A 19,363-nucleotide genomic window follows, 5' to 3' on the forward strand; every position below is an offset into this window, starting at 1 on the left:
GATGCTCGTGCCTCAAAGTGGGACGACGTCGGACTCGGGGGTCTCGATGAACCAGTCGTCGAGGGAAGGGGCGTCGGAGATCGACGTCGTAGGCGCGGTCGCTGCGACCACAGGCGAGGGCAGCGCTAGGCCGCTCTCCTCGTCCTCTTCGGCTGCCTTCGCACGATCCGCGTCGTTGGCGGGACGGATCCCGTCGAAGGCTTGGCCCTTGTTGGTCTTGCGCTGAACGAGGCCGCGTTCGGTGAGCGCTCCATAGAAGGCACGACGCGTCCAAACCTCCTTGAGGGGGAGTCCTTCGGCCTTGGTCCACGCGGTGTACGACTCGTAGAGCATCGCCCCATCGCAGCGCGAACCCTCGTCGGCGACGAAGTTGCCTGGGAAGAACCCGGCGAGAGCGTCGCTGGTGGCCTTATAGGTCTTTGTCGCGTCCTTGATCCACTGCGGATCGCGAAGACCCTCCCTGTGCCAGCGCACGGCGCCCTGAACCAGCCAAGTGGCGATTCCCTGGGCTTCGCTGCGGAGCGTCGCCCCGAGGTTCGGGTCGGCGGTACCCGCCTCGGTGAAGGAGTGGTTCCAGTGGATCATCTTGACTCGCCGCCACAAGCCGCCATCCTGTCCCTTGAACGCGGGCTTGTTGTTCGATGCCAGCAGCAGGAGGAAGTTCGGCTTGAACGTGAAGTTCTCTTTGTGGAGGAACCGTGCGGTAACGCGGTCGCCGCCGGTCACGCTCTTGAGCTTGGCCTCGTCCATTGCCTTGCCCGCGTTGCCCTCGGATGCGAGAGCGAACCGGGCGCCCTTGAGGGCTGCGGTGTCGTTGGAGATCCCGCCGGCGGGCTTCTCCTCGAACGCTGAGAACGCGGTGGTGACGGTGAAGTCGTCGCAGACGTCTGCAATCGCTTCGTGCATGGTGCTCTTGCCGTTGCCGCCCTTGACGCCGTAGTTAACGATGAAGCACGCCTCGGAAGTGTGGCCCGTGATCCCGTATCCGAGCAGTACCTGGAAGTACTCGACGACGCCCTCCTTCTCGGGGTGGGCCTCTTCGATGAAGCGAACCCAGCGTGGCGCCGTGGCTTCAGGGTCGTAGTCGAACCGGAACGACTTTGTGAGCAGGAGCGAGGAATCGTGGGGGCAGAGTTCGCCGGTGCGAAGATCCACAACACCGTTGGTGAACGCGGCCAGGTGGTTGTGCTGGTCGAATGCGGTGAAGCTGACGCCCACGCCGGGGAGAGCTTGTAGTTCGCGGATCATTGCGGAGAGGCCTCGCGAGGATTGCACCGCCGCGGCGAATCGAGACCAGCGCGTCGCCCGCTCATGCTCGTCGCTATCGCGGGCCTTCCCTTCAGCATTTTTGACCTCCACAGCAGCGTGAGCGCGGACGATGTCCGCCACCTCCTGAGCCCAGGTACGGACCTGCTGAACTCCATCAGGACGCCAGACGCCCTTGTCGACGGTCATGAAGCCTGTCTCCGGTGTGTACCGGAGATCAGCGCCGAGCCCTTTGATGTAGGCGAGCAGGTAGCGAGCCGCCCCGAGGTCGGTGAGCGAGTAGAGCTTCTCGTTCCAGGAGCGACGGGAGACTTCGACCAAAGCGAGCGGCTTCGTCTCGGCGATGGCATGCATGAGGAGTGGTCGGAAGGCTTCGCCCTCCTGCGCGCGCCAGTCGGAGAGGTCGAGGCCCTCGGGCACGTCAAGGACTCGCACGGAGACTTCGCGCTCGACGAGGAGCTTGGCGAGGTTGGAGTTGAAGTTGCTGCCGGCGGTGTCGCCATCTCCGCAGATCACCACAGGCCGACCGTCTACCCACGAGGCGATCTCGTCGGCGTTGCTAGCGTTCACTCCCGCGGCACCGGCGATGGCAATGGCGTCGTACCCGATGGCGGCGGCAGTCAGCCCGTCGCCGGGGCCCTCGACGATGAGGACCTCGTTCCAGTCCGTGGAGCCCGGGAGCCACGCCATCCGGCTCCATGCCGATCCCCTCGGGTTCTTCGGTCCGAGCCACTTCACGGCGTGCGTTCCGTCTATATCTCGTCCTTGGTAGCCGCGGGGGACGCCCTGCGGCGTCAGGAACGGGACGACGAGTCGACGGACGCCGCCCTGGGTCACCGAGCCAAGCTGCAGCCGTTCGGCATCTGCGCTCGTGATCCCGAACCGACGCTGGGCATAGTTGCGGCTGGATTCGTCGAGGTTTACTGCCCACTTGTCCAGTTGCACTGCGAGCGCGGCGATCTCCGCGGTCCCCGCGGGGCCCTTCGCTGCAGTGGAGCGGAGCGGAGGCGCGTCGGAGATGTCGATGGTCGCGATATCACGCAGCGTCATATCGAGCGCCTTGAGCACGGTCTTGTTGGAGCATCCGACCCGGCAGTGGATGAGGACCTTGCCGTGCTCGGTGATGGTGATCCGCAGATGAGGGTTCTCGGGACGGTCCTCGTGCGCTGGACAGACAGCAAGGATGCCGTCGCTGGTGTGGCCAGTCACGTTCAGACGGGAGATCAGTTCGGAGTAGAGCATGAGAGTCAGTTCTTGTCGGGGTCAGTCGTTGAGAAGAAGGTGTGCGGTCGCGTGCGGGAGGGTGGCGCGTCCGGTCGGCGTCGTTGAGATGCGGAGCGTCGCCGGAACATCGCGACCAGCGGCTTCGAGCCGTTGAGGGATGTCCGCTCGGCGGAGGCGTTCAGCGAGGTCCCATGAGGTGGACCGGAACAGGAGCGTCCCCAGGTCCGGTGCTGCGGCGAGCTGGCAGTACAGACTGGTGACAAGCCGTTCTCCGGTGTCGCGCGCCCGCCGCCGTCGCTGCAGCAGGCTGAGTTCGCGGTCCGGGTCGAGAACGCGGGAGCGGTCCGGGAGGATGAGCTCGTCTCCTGTGCTCATGTAGTTGTGGGCCGTGTTCTTGCGGAAGAACCGGATCTGGAACGACATGGACGAGGTGATGATGACGTTCAGCTCGGACGTGGCGGTCAGGACCTCGAGCGTGTCCTGCGACGGCCCCGGCCAAGGGCGGGGAGCAGTTCCGCCGAGTACCCCGTGCAGCGAGCTGGCGACCGTGGGGCTGTCGGTGGTGATTCGCCAGGTGTCCAGTGACCGGGGGACTCCCTGGAGTTGCTGGGCGAAACGGAGACGACCTACGACCGGTGTACGGGGGGAGGGGTTGACCATGAAAGTTCCTGACGTGCTGGGGTGCGGACGCCAGGTACCTCGCCGGGTTGCTTCAGCACTGCTCAGAAATTTCTGCGGGCATGACAAAGCCCCCGTGCTGACAAGCACGGGGGCTGAGTAAGTGTTCTAGAAGTAGATCTCGTCGGTGTTGTCTGGACGAGTCGCGGAGATCCGGCTCAGGACATCTCCCAGCTGGCCTAGCGCCGACTCGACATCGGCGTCGCGTGTGTCGTAGTGGATACGGCCCAAGGCAACGGTGACGGTCTCGAGGAGTGCGACGATCTCCTTCGGGTCAGCGAGAGGCGGCAACCTTCGTGGGGAGCGAGGGCCAGCTTCGAGTCGCTCGCTTCGGCGGCGCAGCCGGGTCCGAGTCGCGGCGTCGACAGGTGCGACCCCGTGAGTCTGAAGTACTTCCGGTGAGAGGCGAGCGCGCATCTCAGTGGAGACATGATGGCGAAGAGCGGAAAGGAATCCCGACTGACGTTGACGGGGAAGGCCAGTTGCAGCGAGCGCACTTGCCAGCCAAGCCCGGTAGCCGGGGCTGCGGCCGAGGATGTCCTTCGTTCCGTCGGCGAGTTCGAAATGCTGACGTGCCTGGAACACTGCCGCGCCCGCCGCTTTCATCGGGCCGGTCTTCTCGTGAGGCGGTCCATTCAGATAGGCACGCACGGCATCAGAGAGCGCGATGCGACCAGCTTCAAGTGGATCCATGAAGTCATCTTCTCACGCGTGCCGACTTGCGTGGCGCGTGCATTGATCTTCGCGGTGCCAATGAGCGAACGTACCTTCAGGCTTCATGCCCAGTGCAAGTGAGTGTCCTTATCAGTTGCCGTCGAACCGTGACGGCGCAGCGCCTGCGTTCTATCATCGTCGTATGGCGATGATAGAACGCGACTTGCTTGAGTTGGACGCGGAGGCGACAGACGCGTACGCACACCTGTTCCAGGCGTTCGCTGACCCAACGCGACTGGCTATCGTTCAGCATCTCTCGTCCGGAGAACATCGAGTGCGAGACCTCGTTGAGCACATGGGATTCGCGCAGTCGACCGTGAGCAAGCACCTTGGATTCCTCGTTGAATGTCGTCTTGCTGTCGCTCGACCTGACGGTCCAGCGACGTGGTACGCCCTTGCGCATCCCGAGGCTCTGCGAGTCGTGATGGTTGCCGCAGAAACGCTCCTGGCCGCCACCGGAAAAGACTTGGTGCTGTGTGAGCACTTACGAAGTGAGAGAGAAGGGGCAGCGTAATGGGTGCGGGACATGACCACGGGCCAACTATGACCGAAGAAGGCCTGCCAGGGGACTTTCGCCGCCGGCTCTGGATCGCTTTCGCCATCACTGCCGCCATCGTGGCGGCGCAGGCGGTTGGCTCCGTCATCACAGGCAGCCTCGCTCTGCTCACGGACACGGCGCACGCCATCACCGACGCGTCAGGACTTCTCGTCGCGCTCATCGCGGCAACGTTGATGCTGCGCCCGCCGAGCTCGAAGCGCACCTGGGGCTTTCGGCGGATTGAAGTGATAGCAGCACTCGCTCAAGCGGCGCTGCTCCTGGCGGTCGGAACCTACGCGGCAATCGAAGGTATCCGTCGCCTGTTCGAGCCGCCAGAAGTACCAGCGGGGGAGTTGCTCGTCTTTGGCATCATCGGGCTCACCGCCAACATCGTTGCAATCGCGGTGCTCGCATCGAGTCGAGGCGCGAACTTCAACATGAGGGCCGCTTTCCTCGAAGTTCTCAACGATGCTCTTGGTTCACTCGGTGTCATCGTCGCGGCCATCGTCATCGCGACGACAGGGTTTCAGCAGGCAGATGCTCTCGCAGGAATACTCATCGCCGCTCTCATCGTCCCTCGCGCGTTCATGTTGATGCGTGAGACCGGCAGTGTTCTCATGGAGTTCACTCCCAAAGGCCTGGACCTCGAGGACGTGCGGGCACACATTCTCAAGCTCGAGCATGTAGTCGATGTGCATGACGTTCACGCATCCACCGTGGCCACTGGGTTGCCCACGCTGAGCGCGCACGTCATAGTTCGCGACGAGTGCTTCCAGGACGGACACGCGATGACGGTGTTGGCTGACATTCGGGAATGTGTGGCTGAACACTTCGAAGTTTCGGTCGCGCACTCGACCTTTCAACTCGAGACCGAGACGGTCGCCGACCACGAGTCAACGTCTGTCCGGCATGCTTAGGTGGACGCGGCTTACCGCGTTGCCTCAAGGTGATGCTGCTCCGATACGCGCCGAACGCTCGCTCTGGCACTCGCTGAAGCACAACTTCAGTGGTGATGCGTCCAAACCCCGAACTTCCATCACGAGGTCCGTCGACTCGGCAACCGAAGTCGTCACCGCGAGAATCCGATCCCGCGGCGTCGGGCGGCACGGACGCCATTGAGGATGACGATGACTTCGGCGACCTCGTGGACAAGGACGACACCAGCGAGGCCGAGAACGCCGAACAAGGCGAGGGGGAACAGAACGACGATGATGGCCAGGGCGAGTGCGATGTTGACGGTCATGATTCGGCGTCCGCGGCGGGCGTGGGCGAGGGCTGCGGGGATGAGGCGAAGGTCGTTGCCGGTGAAGGCGATGTCGGCGGATTCGATGGCCGCAGCTGAGCCTTTCACACCCATCGCGATCCCGACGGTCGCGGTGGCAAGGGCGGGGGCGTCGTTGATGCCGTCGCCGACCATGGCCGTCGGACTCTCCGTGACGAGGGCCGTGATGGCGGCGGCCTTGTCGGCGGGGAGTTGCTCGGCGCGTACGTCGCTGATGCCGGCGCGGGCGGCGAGGGCGTAGGCGGTTCGCTGGTTGTCGCCGGTGAGCATGACGGTGCGTATGCCCTGCGCGTTCAGCATGGAGATGGTCTCGGCGGATTCGGGGCGCAGTTCGTCCCGCACGCCGATGAGGCCCGAGACCTGACCGTCGGTCTCGACGACGACGACGGTCATACCGTCTCCGGCCATCTCGTCGGCGGGCTTGGTGAGCTCACCCAGTTCCGAGAGCCAGCGTGCGTTCCCGACCCGAACGCGGGTGGAGCCGACGAGGCCGGTGAGGCCGTGGCCGGCATCTTCGACGACGTCTGTCGCTGCGGGGACGTCGGACGCGGCGCGAGTGATGGCGGCGGCAAGCGGGTGGGTGCTCGTGGTCTCGAGGGCGGCGGCGAGGGAGATGATCTCCTCGCGGGAGCGTCCGTGAGCAGGCACGACGGCGACGATCTCAGGCTCGTTGCGCGTGAGGGTGCCGGTCTTGTCGAGCGCGACGGTGCGGATGGTGCCGAACTGTTCGAAGGCCTCGCCGGACTTGATGACCACACCGAACTTCGAGGCCGAGCCGATGGCGCTGATGACCGTCACCGGAACGGCGATGGCTAGTGCGCACGGGGACGCGGCGACGAGCACGACGAGCGCCCTCTCGATCCACAGGCCGGGATCCCCGACGATGAACCCGAACACGGCCACGAGGGCTGCGATGATAAGCACGGCCGGCACGAGTGGGCGGGCGATCCGGTCCGCCAGGCGGGCCCGCTCTCCCTTGCGGGCGTGCGCCTGCTCGACCAGCTCGACGATCTGGGTGAGGGAATTGTCGCGGCCGTCGGCGGTTGCTTCGATCCGCAACGTCGCAGCCCCGTTCACCGATCCCGCGGGGACGGCGTGTCCCGGTCCGACCTCCACCGGGATCGACTCGCCCGTCACGGCAGACGTGTCGATGCCGGAGCGGCCCTCGACCACCACGCCATCCGTCGCGATCCGTTCTCCCGCACCGACGACGAGGATGTCGAGCTCGCGGACCTCCGCGGCGGGGATCGTCACGTCACCGTTCAGGCGCGAGACACGCACGGTCTCCGGGATCAGCGACAGCAGCGCGCGTAGTCCCTCCTTCGCCCGATCCATAGCCCGATCCTCGAGAGCTTCGGCAAGCGAGAACAGGAACGCCAGCGCTGCAGCTTCGCCCACGTGGCCGAGAGCTACGGCGCCGATGGCGGCGATGGTCATCAGAAGGCCGACGCCGAGTCGGCCCCGCACCAGGCGGCGGATCGCCCCGGGGACGAACGTGTACGCACCCGCGAGGAGTGCGACCGTCTGGAGGACAAGCGCCGGAACCGGTAGTCCGGACCACTCGAAGACATAACCTGCCAGCAGCATCACGCCGGCAACCGCGGACGGCAGGAGCGCGGTGTCGCGCCAGAGCGGTGGCCGTTCTTCGTGCTCAGCGTCCCCGTGCGAATGATCCGCGTCGCGGGGGGAAGCCGGTCCGCAGCAGGCGTCGTCCTCCAGGAGCGGCGTTCGCCTCGATGATGAAGAGGACGTGATGGGGTCGGGTCCGCAGCAGGCGTCTGCGGCGGCAGAGGGCTGGCGTAGCTCGAGCCGACGGACAGTTCTCGTCTGGCGTGGCTCGTCCGGGCCGCAGCATTCCTCGCTCATCGGATCTCCTCCATCGCCCTGTCGGTAGGCGCGCAGCATAGAGGCACGTCACAGTTCTCGTCTGTGCACGCCTCTCCGTCGTCGACCGCGAGGACCGTGTCCACCAGCAGAGTGATGGCTCGAGTCACATGCAGATCCGCGATCTCGTACCGCGTCTGACGTCCCTCCGGCGTCGCGACCACGATGCCGCACCCTCGAAGACACGCGAGATGGTTCGACACGTTGGTGCGAGACAGATCCAGTGCCTCGGACAAGCGCGCCGGGTATCCCGGCCCGGAAAGCAGTTCCAGCAGAATCCGAGAACGAGTGGGGTCAGCCATGGCGCGCCCCAATCGGTTCATCACGTCGAGACGAGAAGCAATGGTCAGCATGCAATGACTATACAGTGCTTGCTGACTTATCTTTCAACAGAGCGGTGCGCTCGAGCTCTGGGTTCGGGTGTGGAGTTGCGCCGGGCAACCGCAACGTAGACTGGAGAGGATGATGCTGCGCACGGACACCAGACGCTCAGCGCACGTCCCCCGCGGGCCGCTTGCGATGAGGGTGCTCTTCGGGATCATTATTGCTCTGCTTCTCACGCTCGGTATCGCGAGCACTGTCCACGCAGAGACTGCGACGTCGGCCACAGCGTCACCGGAAAGCTTCTCGTTGTCGAGTGAGCACGACGAACGAGATCAGTCCGCGGTGTCCTCTGCTGGATCATCTGATGTCGCCGCCGCTGTGTGCATAGTCGGTGCGCTTCTCGGCGTGCTGGTGTTCGCCCGACTCGCCCGCGCGCGACTCCGCACCCCGATGCAAGCCCCTTCACGAGACTCCGCGCACCGCGCATCGATTCCGCGCATTAAGGGACCACATCTGCTGCGCCCTGACCTCGCGCAGCTGCAGATCTCCCGAACCTGACTCTCCGGCTCAATGCCGCCTTCATCCGTGCCATCGCGCGGATGCGGATCGACGCACGTCGTCGACAGCTTGGAGAGATGACTTGGAGAACACGCCCCTCACCCCGACCCCCGCCGAGGTCTCAGTCAATCGGCGCGCCGTTTCGCGGAACCTAGTCTTCGGAGCCGTCGCACTCATCGGCCTGCTCGCGACATTGTCGGGATGCGCGTCCACTGTCGCATTGAAACCTGCGACAAATGCGAACGCCCCCGAATGCGCCGACGTGACGGTTCGGCTCCCCGCAGCCGTCGGAGAGTTCACCGGTCGCACGACCGATGCCCAAGCGACCGCCGCATGGGGAGACCCGACCATCGTCGTCTTTACCTGCGGGCTCGAGCCGCCAGCACCGACAACGCTGCAATGCGTGACCATCAACTCCGTCGATTGGATCGTCGACGAACAAGATTCCCCCTACCTGCGCTTGACGACCTACGGCCGAACGCCCGCAGCCCAGGCCTATGTCGATACGACGAAGCTCTCCGCGGATGCCGCGTTGCAAGCCCTCGCACCCGCGGTCCAGATGCTGCCGAAGACGTCCGCCTGCTCCGCGCCGGACACCGCGTCATCGGACGGCGAGGATGCGCCGACCACGGGCGGCTCCGGAGACCTCCCGTGAACGCCAGGGGGCTCCGACTGGTCGGACCCGCACTCCTACTCACCTCGGCTCTGGTCGCGCTCCTTCTGGGATTGGTGATGGGTGGCGGGGCTGATCCACGAGTCACCAGCGACCCCGGCGCGGTCGTTCGGTGGGGACTGCCGGTCGCGAAGCTCATCGTCAACCTCGGGGCTGCCGTCATGGTCGGATCGGCCGTCCTTGCTGCGTACGCTCTCCAACAGGGCGAGAAGGAGTTCGATACCGCCCTGGATGTCGCCTCCATCGGTGCCGCAGTGCTCACCATCGGCGCAGGAGTCACTGGTTATCTCACATTCCTGTCATCGTTCAATCCTGAGGTGTCACTCGGCCCGGGGTTCGGTCAGCAGTTCGGCAGATTCCTCCTCGAGACGGAACTGGGTCGCGTCTGGCTCATCACAACCGTGATGGCCGCGATTCTCACGGTGATCTCGTATGCGTTCCGGGGGTGGGCGGCCGCACTGTTGCTGACGTTTCTTTCGCTGGCGTCGCTGGTCCCGATGGCGACGCAAGGTCATTCCGGAAGCCTCGCCAATCATGATGCTGCGGTCATGTCGCTCGTGCTGCACATCACCAGCGCGGCGGTATGGCTCGGCGGTCTTCTCGCGCTGGTCTTCCTCAGGCCGTTCGCGCGCGAGCACCGTCTGCGGGCGGTGGTCGAGCGATACTCGACCATCGCACTCGTCGCTTTCGTGGTCGTCTCCGTCTCCGGAGTCGCTCGCGCGATGACGTCTGTCAGCAGCTGGCGAGACCTTCTCAGCGCGTACGGAGCTGTGCTCCTGGTGAAGGTGGTGGCGCTCACGCTCCTCGGCGTCGTGGGTGTCGCGCACCGTCGGTGGTTCATCCGCCGTGGGGTCAGAGAGCGGGCACCGTTCTGGACGTTCGTCACCGTCGAGCTCGCGGTCATGGGCATCGCGAGTGGTGCCGCAGCGGCGCTCGCCCGCACGCCAGCGCCGGCAGACACCTCTGCTCCGGTCCTGACGACACCGGCTGAGATCCTCACCGAAGCACCGCTTCCACCCGAACTCACACTCGTCGGTTGGCTGAGCGGGAACGACGTGAATCTCTTGTGGGCGGTGGTCGCAGGTTTCGGAGTCTTCTTCTATCTGATGGGTGTCCGTCGCCTGCGGCAACGCGGCGAGGGGTGGAGCGGCCTGCGCACGTTCGCCTGGATCAGCGGGATGGTGCTGCTGGCTTGGGTGAACGGTGGGGCGGTCGCTGTCTACTCCGACTACCTCCACAGCGTCGACGCGGCGGGACGGATGCTTATGCTCCTCGTGGTTCCCTCCCTCCTCGTGTTTGGCGCGCCATATCGCTTGGCATTGGAGGGAATCACCAGCCGCACCGATGGGAGCCGTGGAATCCGCGAGTGGCTACAAGCAGGGGAGCGCTCGCGGATCGTCCTCTTCCTGCGCCACCCCATGGTCGCGGTGTGCACGTTCGCTCTTATCGTGTGGGGCGTATCCGCCACTGGCCTCTTGCGCGATTCCCTCGCCGATCCCTTGGTGCATGAATTGCGCGTCGTCGCGCTGCTCATAGCGGGAAGCTTGGTGACCGCTGCGATCCTCCGTCCTGCCGGCACATATCCCCGGCGGATGCGTGTGGTTGTCGTGTTCGGATCGGCTGCCGCGCTGGCGAGTGTAGGCAGTTGGGTGCTGCTTCAGAGCGGCCTGATTGCTGCGAGCTGGTTCGGGGCGATGGGTCGTCAATGGGGCCTGGAGCCGATGGCGGACCAACAAGCAGCCGGCATGGTGATCCTGCTCTCGGCGCCGATGCTGCTCCTCTTCGGCCTCAGCGTCGACTACATACTCAGCGGGCACTCCACTCGCTCACCACAGGAGGTCGACCGACCCCTCCACTCCACTCGAAAGGCCATCTCATGACATCCGTCTCCACCCGAATCCGCCGCGTGAGCGGTGCCGTATGCGCCGCCGCTGTCGCAATCGTGCTGCTGACCGCAACCCCAGCCTCCGCACATGACAATCTCACCGACGCTGTGCCATCGGCGGGCGAGACAGTCACCAACCTCGACACAGTCGCACTGACTTTCAGCGGGGAGCTCATCGACTTCAGCCAGACGAGCTTCGCCCAGGTGCAGGGCCCCGACGGGCTCTTCTATGAGTCGTCGTGCTCCACCATCGAACTCAACGTGCTCACCACCCCCGTCGCCCTCGGAGCGTCGGGCACCTACACGGTGCTCTGGAACGCTGTGTCCAGCGACGGGCACCCCATCTCCGAGTCATACCAGTTCGACTACGCAGCGGATCCGACGGCGACCGTCGCACTCGGTTGGGACGCACCGGCGTGCGGGAACGAAGGCACCCGTACTCAACCAGGAGCAGCGCTGACCAGTACCCCGATGCCGACCGACGCCACCAACTCGGCGCCGCCCACACAAGATACCGACCGAGAGCCGCGCGCTGACGGGGCAGATGAGAGCGTCGTGGCCCTGGCGGTCGTCGGAGGCGTCGTCGTGCTGGGAGTTCTGGCGATGGCGACCGTGCTCGTGGTGCACCGTCGACGCAAGCGCGCGGAGTGACCGAGTGATTACGGCTCATTCAAAGGAAGAAGTAGGAGCGACGATTACAATCGAATCGTGTTCCATTCGATCCGGGTCGCCTGCCACGGGCGGCCGGATCGCAGCCAGATGATAATGCGGCTCATTAGCATCATCGGGCTCACACTCCTCCTGATCTTCGCCGTCGGCGCAGCCGAGCACGGAAGTGCCGATGTCACCACGGCGTCAACTACCGCCAGCACGTCGCTCGACGCCGATGAATCAGGCGCTGACGCAGCCGCTGCGGCACCCGCAGGCGTCGTGATACAGCTCGCCACGGGCGCTGCACAAGTAGACCCGGTCACGGGCGCTGTGCTGTGCGTCCTCGGTCTTCTCTGCGGACTCGTCGCAGCGGTCATGCTCTATCGGCTGCTCTGGCGCACGACAGCCGTGGTCGTGGAGACCCACGCGGCTCAGCCGCGAACGAGCGCCGCTCCGAATAGCATCCCCCTGAGGCGGACGTCGCTGACTCTGGCGACGCTCGGAATCTCCCGGACCTGACCCGTCGAAGCGTCGCGCTTCGCGCGTGCGCATCCCATCGAGCAACCGCTCGACCTTCGACCGTGTCGACAGTCCTTGGAGTACCTGATGAAACCCGCCGTCAAAGCCGGCCTCGCTGCCCTTGCCGTAACCATCGTCCTGATTATCGTCGCGGTAATCGTCGTCATCGTTAACCAGCAGAACACTGCGCCGCCAGAATCCGAGAACGGAAGCTCTACGGCGCAGGTGCTCCGCGAGAACTCGCACGTTCTCGACGACGGGGGAGACGGATCAGTCACCGTCGTTGAATTCCTCGACTTCGAATGCGAAGCGTGCGGAGCCTTCTACCCCGTGGTCGAAGACCTTCGCGAGCGCTACGACGGCGAGATCACCTATGTCATCCGCTACTTCCCGCTACCGGGTCACCTGAACTCCAGGAATGCCGCGTTCGCGGCCGAAGCGGCTGCGCAGCAGGGACGCCTTGAGGAGATGTACCGCAAGCTCTTCGAGACGCAGGCTCAATGGGGTGAAGCTCAGGAATCGCGTGCGAGCTTGTTCCGAGGCTTCGCTGAGGAGATCGGCCTGGACATGGCCGCTTACGATACCGCGATCTCTGACCCCGCGACGGTCGCACGAGTCGATCTCGACTACAACGACGGTCAGGCACTGGGAGTAAGCGGAACTCCGACGTTCTTCGTGAACGGCGATGCCATCACACTCGAGCGCTACGACGACCTCGAGAACGCGATCCTCTCAGCGGGCAAGGGAACATGACACTCCTAGGCCTCTCTCATCGTCGAGTCATCATCGTCGGCTCCGGCCACGCCGGTCTCTCCGTCGCCGCCGAACTCTCGCGTTCGGGCCTGAAGCCGCAACGGGACTTCGCCGTCATCGACAGCAATCCTGACGGGCGTCGTTCGTGGGCGTTCCGCTGGTCGTCGATGACACTCCTGACAGAGGCCGGGCGGAGCACGGTCGCCGGCCGGCATCTCACAGGCGACCCCTATCGACGCCCGTCACCGCGAGAGCTCGAACAGCATCTTCTCGACGTCGAGGCCGCCTTAGGCCTCACGACGCTGTGGGGCATCAGAGCGACAGGCGTGGACCGTCTGGGGGACGGATCCACTCTGCTTCTGTCAACGAACGAAGGGCCGGTACAGACGCGCAACATCGTCTGCGCCACCGGGTCCGCGGCTCGACCTCGGATCCCGAACTGGGCGGTAGACGCCGCGGTAACGGGGATCATGGTTCATAGCGCCGACTATCGCGGACCGAGCCAGATTCCCAGCGGTGACGTGCTGGTCGTCGGAGCCGGCCACAGCGGCCAAGAGATCGCGCGCGAGCTCAGTCGCACGCACCGCGTCACGCTGTCGTCCCAGCCGTCGGCGGTCTCCGCAGCTCGACCGGCACGACGCGGCGTCGGGCGGCGTCGGGCAAAAGCGCGAGGTGGGGCAGCTCTCGCACTGGATCCGGAATGGGAACAACTCGGCATCGAGGTGCTCCGTCTGCGGCCATCGCCGCAGACGGAGCACACATCGTCTTCGACGATGGTCGTCGTATCGCTCCGCAGTCCATCATCTACGCGACCGGATACCTGCCCGCGGACGGCTGGCTTCCCCGTCCGGTACTCGATGCCACGTCCAGTCGCCGGAAGCGCGGGACTACGAGCGTCCCAGGTCTGTTCGTCGTCGGCATGCCGAGCCACGGTAGCCAGGATTCAGACACCTTCGACGGGGCACGCCGTGACGCGATCTCGATTGCACGCCACATCATGAAGCGCCCCTGAATACGTTCGTCCGAAATACACCGACCGAAACGAGGATCACACATGAGACATCCGATGGCCACGACGAAACATGCGTGGGGTGCCGTCGCGTGTGCGTTGCTGATCCTCGCGACGGTCCTGCTGGTTTCGCCTTCGGTTTCAGCGTCCGCAGTTGGGGACGTCGCACCAGTTACCGCGTCCCCCACTCCGGAACAGAGTTCAACGCCGTCGCCTTCGCCGTCGCCCGAAGAGACAGAGTCGGACAAGGACCGTCATCAAAGGCAGAACGGAGAGCGGCCGGTGGAACGAGACGATCTCGGGTTCCTCGGCATCCTGTTCGTCATCGGCATGGGGTTCGTTCTCGTAGCGGGCGCTGTCGGTGTCGCGTTCGCCGGGTGGAAGCGCCGCCGGCGCGACCGAGCAGCGGCCGACACGGAAGGAGGCGCGTGATCATGAGTGCGCGCGTGCCGAAGCTCGCCATCGCGTTCGCCGTCGCCGGTGCGACCGTCATCATCGACCAAGTGTCGAAGGCGGTCGCCTTGGCGCAACTGAGTACCACGGAGCGCATTCCGCTACTGGGAGACCTCTTCGGGCTGCAACTGGCGTTCAACCCGGGTGCCATCCTGTCGTTCGGTTCCAGCGCGACTCCGCTGCTGACCGCAGTCGGAATCGCAGCGACGGTCGTGCTCATCAGGAGCGCAATCCGATCCCGTACCACGTGGTGGGCGGTCGGTATCGGGTTCATTCTCGGGGGAGCCATCGGCAACGTCCTGGACCGTCTCTTCGCACCCCCTGCGTTCGGCCGCGGGTACGTCACCGACTTCCTCGCCTACTCGGACCTCTTCATCGGCAATCTGGCGGACGTGGCGCTGGGGGTCGGTGCCGTCGTGCTGGTCGTCGGGCTACTTCGGCGCCGCCGTGGTCCAGAGGACGACGTCGTCACGCCTCCCGCTTCGATGCCACAGGACATGAGCGAAGGATGGGGACGCTCATGACACAGAAGAAGCGGACCCCTTCCACCTATCAGCGGAACGCTCTTGCTCCGAGTCTGCTCGCAGCCGCGGTGCTGTTCCTCGCCCCCGTGCTGCTGGCGAGTGACTGGGCCTCGGTCATCCTCTACGTCACGTCGATCCTCGCGGTCATCGTCGGATGGTTCGCCGTGCAAGCGCGCCACTGGTGGTGGATCCCGGTGTTCATCGCCATCGCCGTCCTGTGGAATCCCGTCATGCCCTTCCCGTTCGCCGGACCGGTCTGGACCGGAATCCAGCCCGCGGCAGCAGTCGTCTTCCTGGTAGCGGGAAGCCTTATCAAGTTCCCCCGACCCTGATGTCGGCACTCATCGCTCAGCTCATCGACAGGCCGGAGGGGGCCCGTCGATGACTCCGTGGATCCCCGACGTCGCGCCCACCTTCCCTGACTACTTCGCCGTGGTTCCGGGGGCGCTTCCGGTGCTGCCGGTGGTCGCTGGGCTGCTTGCACTTCTCTACATGGTCGGGGCCGTTCGCATGTGGACGCACGGTCGACGCTGGTCCATCTGGCGTACGTTCAGCTTCCTCAGCGGCTGCGCGCTCCTGGCTGGGACGACCGGTCTCGCCGTGGAGAATTACGGCTACGCGTTGATGTCGGTGTTCATGTTCCAGCAGCTCACTCTGATGATGGCGATTCCGCCGCTACTCATCCTGGGATCTCCGGGCACCTTGCTGCTCCGCGCCACCCCGCACGTAGGGCTGGGGCGTAGGGCACTCGCCGTCGCCCACGCGGGGCTGCGCAGCAGACTCGCGCGCTGGGCTCTGAGCCCATGGGCGGCGCTCCCTCTCTATCTGGCCGCGTTCTACGGCCTGTACCTCGCGGGGTTCGCAGACTCCCTCCTGAGCTCGACCGCGGGACACATCGCCCTCGAGGTGGCGTTCCTCGGCGCGGGCATCATCTTCACAATCCCCATCCTGAGCTCCGACCCGCTACCCGTTCGCCTCAGTCACGGCGGCCGCGCCCTCGATGTGTTCGCCGAAGCCGCGCTGCACGCCTTCTTCGGAGTGTTCCTCATGATGGCCACCACCATGCTCATCACCCACTTCGTCGCGCCCACGCAGGCCATGGGACTCGACCCCATCGAAGACCAGCGGCTCGCCGGCGGACTCGCCTGGTCGTACGGCGAGGCCCCCACGCTCCTGATGCTGATCTACGTCATGCACCGATGGTTCCGGGAGGACACCGCACGATCCAAGGCACAGGACCGGTACGTAGACATGTACGGATCATCCGAGCTGGATGAGTACAACGCGTACCTCCAGAAACTCCGCGAGCGGGACGCCTGAGCAATGCCGACGACACTCCACTCCACGCCGACGTCTGAGGCCCGAACGACGCACACTGATCTCACGCGACCACTCGTCGGTGTATGGGTCGCCGTTCCACTGTCGGCGGTCGGTGGACTCGCCATGGACCTCGCGACCCCCGAGGTCAGTTGGTGGCCCCTCGCGTTCGTCAGCGTCGTCCTCACCTTGGTTGCGACCGTCGGACGTAGCGTCGGCGGAGCGCTGCTCGTCGGTCTCGCGTTCGGTGTCACGTTCTACGCGCTTCACCTCGATTGGGTTGGTCAGTTCCTCGGGCCGTTGCCACGCATCGCGTTGTCGGGGCTGCAGGCTCTCCTGTTCGGGCTCGGTGCGGTTCCCATAGCGCTGGCATACCGATGGACGAGCCGCTTCCGTGGCCGTCGTGTCTGGCAAATCGTCGCCGTACCCGCACTGGTCGGCGGGTTGTGGGTTGCCCGCGAGATCGTGCTCGGATCGTGGCCGTACGGCGGGTTCCCCTGGGTGCGACTCGGGATGACGCAGGTAGAGAGCCCGTTCCCGGAAGCTACGTCGTGGATCGGTGTGACCGGGCTCTCGCTCACCATCGCGGTCATCGCTGCGAGCATCGTGCAGTGGCTTCGTATCGGGTTGCGCGCAGTGTCCGTTCTGACGCCCGCTGTCGTCCTGGTTTTCGGACTCAGTGTGACACCGCAATATGCGACGACAGGCGCGGGCACATTCGCGGTTGGGTGGGTCCAAGGCAACGGTCCCTCAGGCTACTTCGACGGTAAAGCCTCGGGTGACCTGCTCAAAGCACAGGTCGAGGCATCGGAACCGATTCTCGACCGGAACATGGACGTGCTCGTTTGGCCCGAAGGATCGGCGGAGTTCGACCCGTTCCGCAACCGACAGGCCGCCTCTGAACTGAATCGGATCGTGTCCCGGACGGGGGCGCCGCTTCTGGCGAACGCGGCGACGGCACGAGGCGATGAGACGTTCAACACCTCCTTCCTGTGGACGGCAAACCCCGGCAGCTCTCAAGTCCACGACAAGGTCAATCCCGTCCCATTCGGCGAGTACGTCCCCGACCGATGGTTGTACGAGCGCCTTGCCCCCGACCTCGTCGGGCTGATCCAGCGCGAGTACACTGCCGGCACGAACCCACCCGTCGTGACCGTCGGCGAGACCGACATCGGTCTCGCGATCTGCTTCGACGTGATCTTCGACGACGTGATCCGTGCCGCTGCTGAGCAGGATGTGAAGCTCTACATCTTCCAAACCAACAACGCGGACTTCCGCGGCTCCGACGAGAACCTTCAGCAACTGGCCTTTGCCCGGATGCGTGCCATCCAGACCGGTAAGAGCGTGGTGAACGTTTCCACTGTGGGCACCAGTCAAGTCATAGCCCCGGACGGCGCGATCCTCGACACAGCAGGCGTCGACACGGTCGCTGCCGCAATCACGGATGTGCCGCTCCGCTCAGGCATCGCACCAGGCATCCTCGCGGAGAAGTGGCTCGCGTTGAGCGCGCCATTGCTCGCGTTCGGAAGCCTCGCAACACTTGCCCTCATCGTTCGACGTGCATCGTCGAACGGCCCAGACTCGACCCCCGAACCCGAATCCGGAGGCCCGAACCGTGACCACACATGACCCTCTCGAGCCGAACATTCGACCGGAGCCGCTTCTCACGCGGTCGGAGCTTCGACGCCGAGAGACCGCGTCGACAGCCCCGACTCCGCCAGTCACCCGCTCCGAACTTCGGCGCAGGCGCGAGGCCCTGTCCCATCCGCCGATTCCACCAATCAGCGCATCCGACCATCGACCTCGTGACGAGGGCATTCCGAGCCGAGAGCACGACGTGCGGACTCCGGCGAAGACGGTGAACACGACTCCATCCACCACCCCCACGGAGCAGGACGCTCGACGCGTTGCAAAGCCTGCTCCTGCGAGGTCCATCGGGCGGCGAATCGGGAGAACGCCCATCGTGGTGGGCACATTGACCGTCGCTTCCTCGTTCATGGTCGGCATGACGATCCCGGCCGAGACCGTCGCGGCGGCCAGGACGGATACCACGCCGCGGTTCGCGCCCTCCGAGAGCGACCGATCCGCCGCCGATAGTGACATTCAGGCGTTTGTCGTGCCGGAGGATGCTGCGGCGGAGGACCTTGGTCGGTCGAACGGCTTCAGCGTGACGTCTGTCCCGCAGCTCGCGGCGGCAGCAGGAATCCGTTACTTCAGCGGATCCCTGCTGCTCGATCCCGATGCTGAGGTGCAGTGGCCGTTCCCGGTCAGCGTGCCCACGTCGTCGAGTTTCGGGCCCAGGTGGGGGCGAATGCATGAAGGCGCCGACTTCACACCAGGTGAGGGAGCCCAGATCCGCGCCGTGGCCGGCGGGACGGTCCGCATCGCGACCGAGAACGGCGGGGCGTTCGGGGTCACGGTCTACATTGAGAGCAAGATCGACGGGCAGACGGTATTCAGCCGCTACGCGCACATGTTGCGCGGCTCCCTCGGAGTTCGTGAGGGGGAGAGTGTCTCCGTCGGCGAAGTCGTCGGACGAGTCGGCAACACCGGACGCAGTTTTGGTGCGCACTTGCACCTTGAAGTGTCGACAGGAGACGGAACGGTCGATCCTGTCGCTTGGCTGCGGGAGCAGACCGGTGAATGAGCTCCGGCGCGTCCCGCTTGATGACCTCGACCTGAGAGGCGGGGCGATGAACCCTCGTCTAGGGCGAAAGGCGGCGACATCGCCGTTTGCCGTCGGTGTGATTGTCGTGGTCATGGCGTCACTGTTGCTCGTGTTGGGCGTCGCCTGCGCTCCATATCAGGCGACACCTGATGCATCGACGTCCGTCGGCGTCGACGATCCCTCGGCGCTCGATGCACGAAACGCTGCGCCGGACGCGCCCTCGGTTGCGTCGGCGGGGGAGCCCTCTGCATCGAGTATCGGCATGGGCCCCGTTGCGTGCGCTCTCGGACTGTTCTGCGGAGTACTTCTCCTGCTCCTCAGCGCTCTGCGTCGGCCAATGCCTCTAATGAACCCGGGACGTATCAGGTCTCACCTGATACGTCGACTTCTTCCGAGCATCGCGATGAGGGCCACCGCCCCCTCTCTCACGAAACTCCGCGTGT

The 19,363-nt window shown here is 65.1% G+C and carries 19 protein-coding genes; 14 read left to right on the forward strand and 5 right to left on the reverse strand.

Annotated elements, in window-relative coordinates; all coding sequences use genetic code 11:
- Nucleotides 1-12 precede the first annotated feature (12 nt).
- The 3 genes from BLU02_RS15195 to BLU02_RS17470 all read right to left on the reverse strand — a co-directional run bounded on the left by BLU02_RS15195 (nt 13) and on the right by BLU02_RS17470 (nt 3,861).
- Nucleotides 13-2,508, reverse strand: coding sequence for a phage/plasmid primase, P4 family (locus BLU02_RS15195; protein WP_052674573.1), 2,496 nt, complete (start codon nt 2,506-2,508; stop codon nt 13-15).
- Between the two features lie 21 nt (nt 2,509-2,529).
- A complete protein-coding gene (locus BLU02_RS15200; RefSeq protein ID WP_045262761.1) occupies nt 2,530-3,150 on the reverse strand; it encodes a recombination directionality factor in 621 nt (206 codons plus the stop codon).
- 126 nt (nt 3,151-3,276) lie between these two features.
- Complete coding sequence (locus tag BLU02_RS17470; protein ID WP_156149082.1) at nt 3,277-3,861, reverse strand: hypothetical protein; 585 nt, start codon at nt 3,859-3,861, stop codon at nt 3,277-3,279.
- A gap of 169 nt (nt 3,862-4,030) precedes the next feature.
- Between BLU02_RS17470 and BLU02_RS15215 the strand changes: the two genes are divergently transcribed.
- Both BLU02_RS15215 and BLU02_RS15220 read left to right on the forward strand, forming a co-directional pair.
- The gene (locus tag BLU02_RS15215; protein WP_231579210.1) at nt 4,031-4,396 is read left to right on the forward strand and encodes an ArsR/SmtB family transcription factor; all 366 of its coding nucleotides are present in this window, start codon (nt 4,031-4,033) and stop codon (nt 4,394-4,396) included.
- Nucleotides 4,396-5,337: a cation diffusion facilitator family transporter gene (locus BLU02_RS15220; RefSeq protein WP_045262765.1), complete on the forward strand. Its 942-nt coding sequence runs from the start codon at nt 4,396-4,398 to the stop codon at nt 5,335-5,337. Before BLU02_RS15215 ends, BLU02_RS15220 begins: the two co-directional genes overlap by 1 nt.
- Before the next feature lie 152 nt (nt 5,338-5,489).
- On the opposite strand, the gene BLU02_RS15225 is transcribed toward BLU02_RS15220, so the two are convergent.
- Entirely contained in the window at nt 5,490-7,289 is a 1,800-nt protein-coding gene (locus BLU02_RS15225) for a heavy metal translocating P-type ATPase (RefSeq protein ID WP_082066357.1), read from the reverse strand.
- Between the two features lie 275 nt (nt 7,290-7,564).
- On the reverse strand, nt 7,565-7,939 hold the full coding sequence (gene cmtR / locus BLU02_RS15230; RefSeq protein ID WP_045262766.1) for a Cd(II)/Pb(II)-sensing metalloregulatory transcriptional regulator CmtR: 375 nt from the start codon (nt 7,937-7,939) through the stop codon (nt 7,565-7,567).
- A 611-nt stretch (nt 7,940-8,550) separates the two neighbouring features.
- Between cmtR and BLU02_RS15235 the strand changes: the two genes are divergently transcribed.
- The 12 genes from BLU02_RS15235 to BLU02_RS15285 all read left to right on the forward strand — a co-directional run bounded on the left by BLU02_RS15235 (nt 8,551) and on the right by BLU02_RS15285 (nt 18,899).
- Nucleotides 8,551-9,123 carry a DUF3515 family protein gene (locus tag BLU02_RS15235; protein WP_082066362.1) on the forward strand — a complete coding sequence of 191 codons (573 nt, stop codon included), beginning with the start codon at nt 8,551-8,553 and terminating at the stop codon, nt 9,121-9,123.
- A gap of 77 nt (nt 9,124-9,200) precedes the next feature.
- Nucleotides 9,201-11,021, forward strand: coding sequence for a bifunctional copper resistance protein CopD/cytochrome c oxidase assembly protein (locus BLU02_RS15240; protein ID WP_157547064.1), 1,821 nt, complete (start codon nt 9,201-9,203; stop codon nt 11,019-11,021).
- Nucleotides 11,018-11,677: a copper resistance CopC family protein gene (locus BLU02_RS15245; protein WP_045262768.1), complete on the forward strand. Its 660-nt coding sequence runs from the start codon at nt 11,018-11,020 to the stop codon at nt 11,675-11,677. Before BLU02_RS15240 ends, BLU02_RS15245 begins: the two co-directional genes overlap by 4 nt.
- Before the next feature lie 57 nt (nt 11,678-11,734).
- Entirely contained in the window at nt 11,735-12,196 is a 462-nt protein-coding gene (locus BLU02_RS15250) for a hypothetical protein (RefSeq protein WP_045262769.1), read from the forward strand.
- Between the two features lie 87 nt (nt 12,197-12,283).
- Nucleotides 12,284-12,949, forward strand: a complete 666-nt coding sequence (locus BLU02_RS15255) for a DsbA family protein (RefSeq protein WP_060921356.1) — start codon at nt 12,284-12,286, stop codon at nt 12,947-12,949.
- Nucleotides 12,946-13,950, forward strand: coding sequence for an NAD(P)-binding domain-containing protein (locus BLU02_RS17925; protein ID WP_082066377.1), 1,005 nt, complete (start codon nt 12,946-12,948; stop codon nt 13,948-13,950). The genes BLU02_RS15255 and BLU02_RS17925 overlap by 4 nt, the downstream gene beginning before the upstream one ends.
- Before the next feature lie 290 nt (nt 13,951-14,240).
- Nucleotides 14,241-14,390: a hypothetical protein gene (locus BLU02_RS17475; RefSeq protein WP_156149084.1), complete on the forward strand. Its 150-nt coding sequence runs from the start codon at nt 14,241-14,243 to the stop codon at nt 14,388-14,390.
- 14 nt (nt 14,391-14,404) lie between these two features.
- Complete coding sequence (locus BLU02_RS15265) at nt 14,405-14,935, forward strand: signal peptidase II (RefSeq protein WP_231919594.1); 531 nt, start codon at nt 14,405-14,407, stop codon at nt 14,933-14,935.
- A complete protein-coding gene (locus BLU02_RS15270; RefSeq protein ID WP_045262820.1) occupies nt 14,932-15,267 on the forward strand; it encodes a DUF6804 family protein in 336 nt (111 codons plus the stop codon). Before BLU02_RS15265 ends, BLU02_RS15270 begins: the two co-directional genes overlap by 4 nt.
- A gap of 49 nt (nt 15,268-15,316) precedes the next feature.
- Nucleotides 15,317-16,255, forward strand: a complete 939-nt coding sequence (locus tag BLU02_RS15275; RefSeq protein WP_045262771.1) for a cytochrome c oxidase assembly protein — start codon at nt 15,317-15,319, stop codon at nt 16,253-16,255.
- 123 nt (nt 16,256-16,378) lie between these two features.
- Nucleotides 16,379-17,881 (forward strand): apolipoprotein N-acyltransferase, encoded by a 1,503-nt coding sequence (gene lnt, locus BLU02_RS15280; protein ID WP_231919595.1) that lies wholly within the window; start codon nt 16,379-16,381, stop codon nt 17,879-17,881.
- Nucleotides 17,882-18,215: 334 nt separating this feature from the next.
- Complete coding sequence (locus tag BLU02_RS15285; RefSeq protein WP_052674576.1) at nt 18,216-18,899, forward strand: M23 family metallopeptidase; 684 nt, start codon at nt 18,216-18,218, stop codon at nt 18,897-18,899.
- Nucleotides 18,900-19,363 lie beyond the last annotated feature (464 nt).

Source organism: Microbacterium paraoxydans, from assembly GCF_900105335.1.
Lineage (GTDB): Bacteria > Actinomycetota > Actinomycetes > Actinomycetales > Microbacteriaceae > Microbacterium > Microbacterium paraoxydans.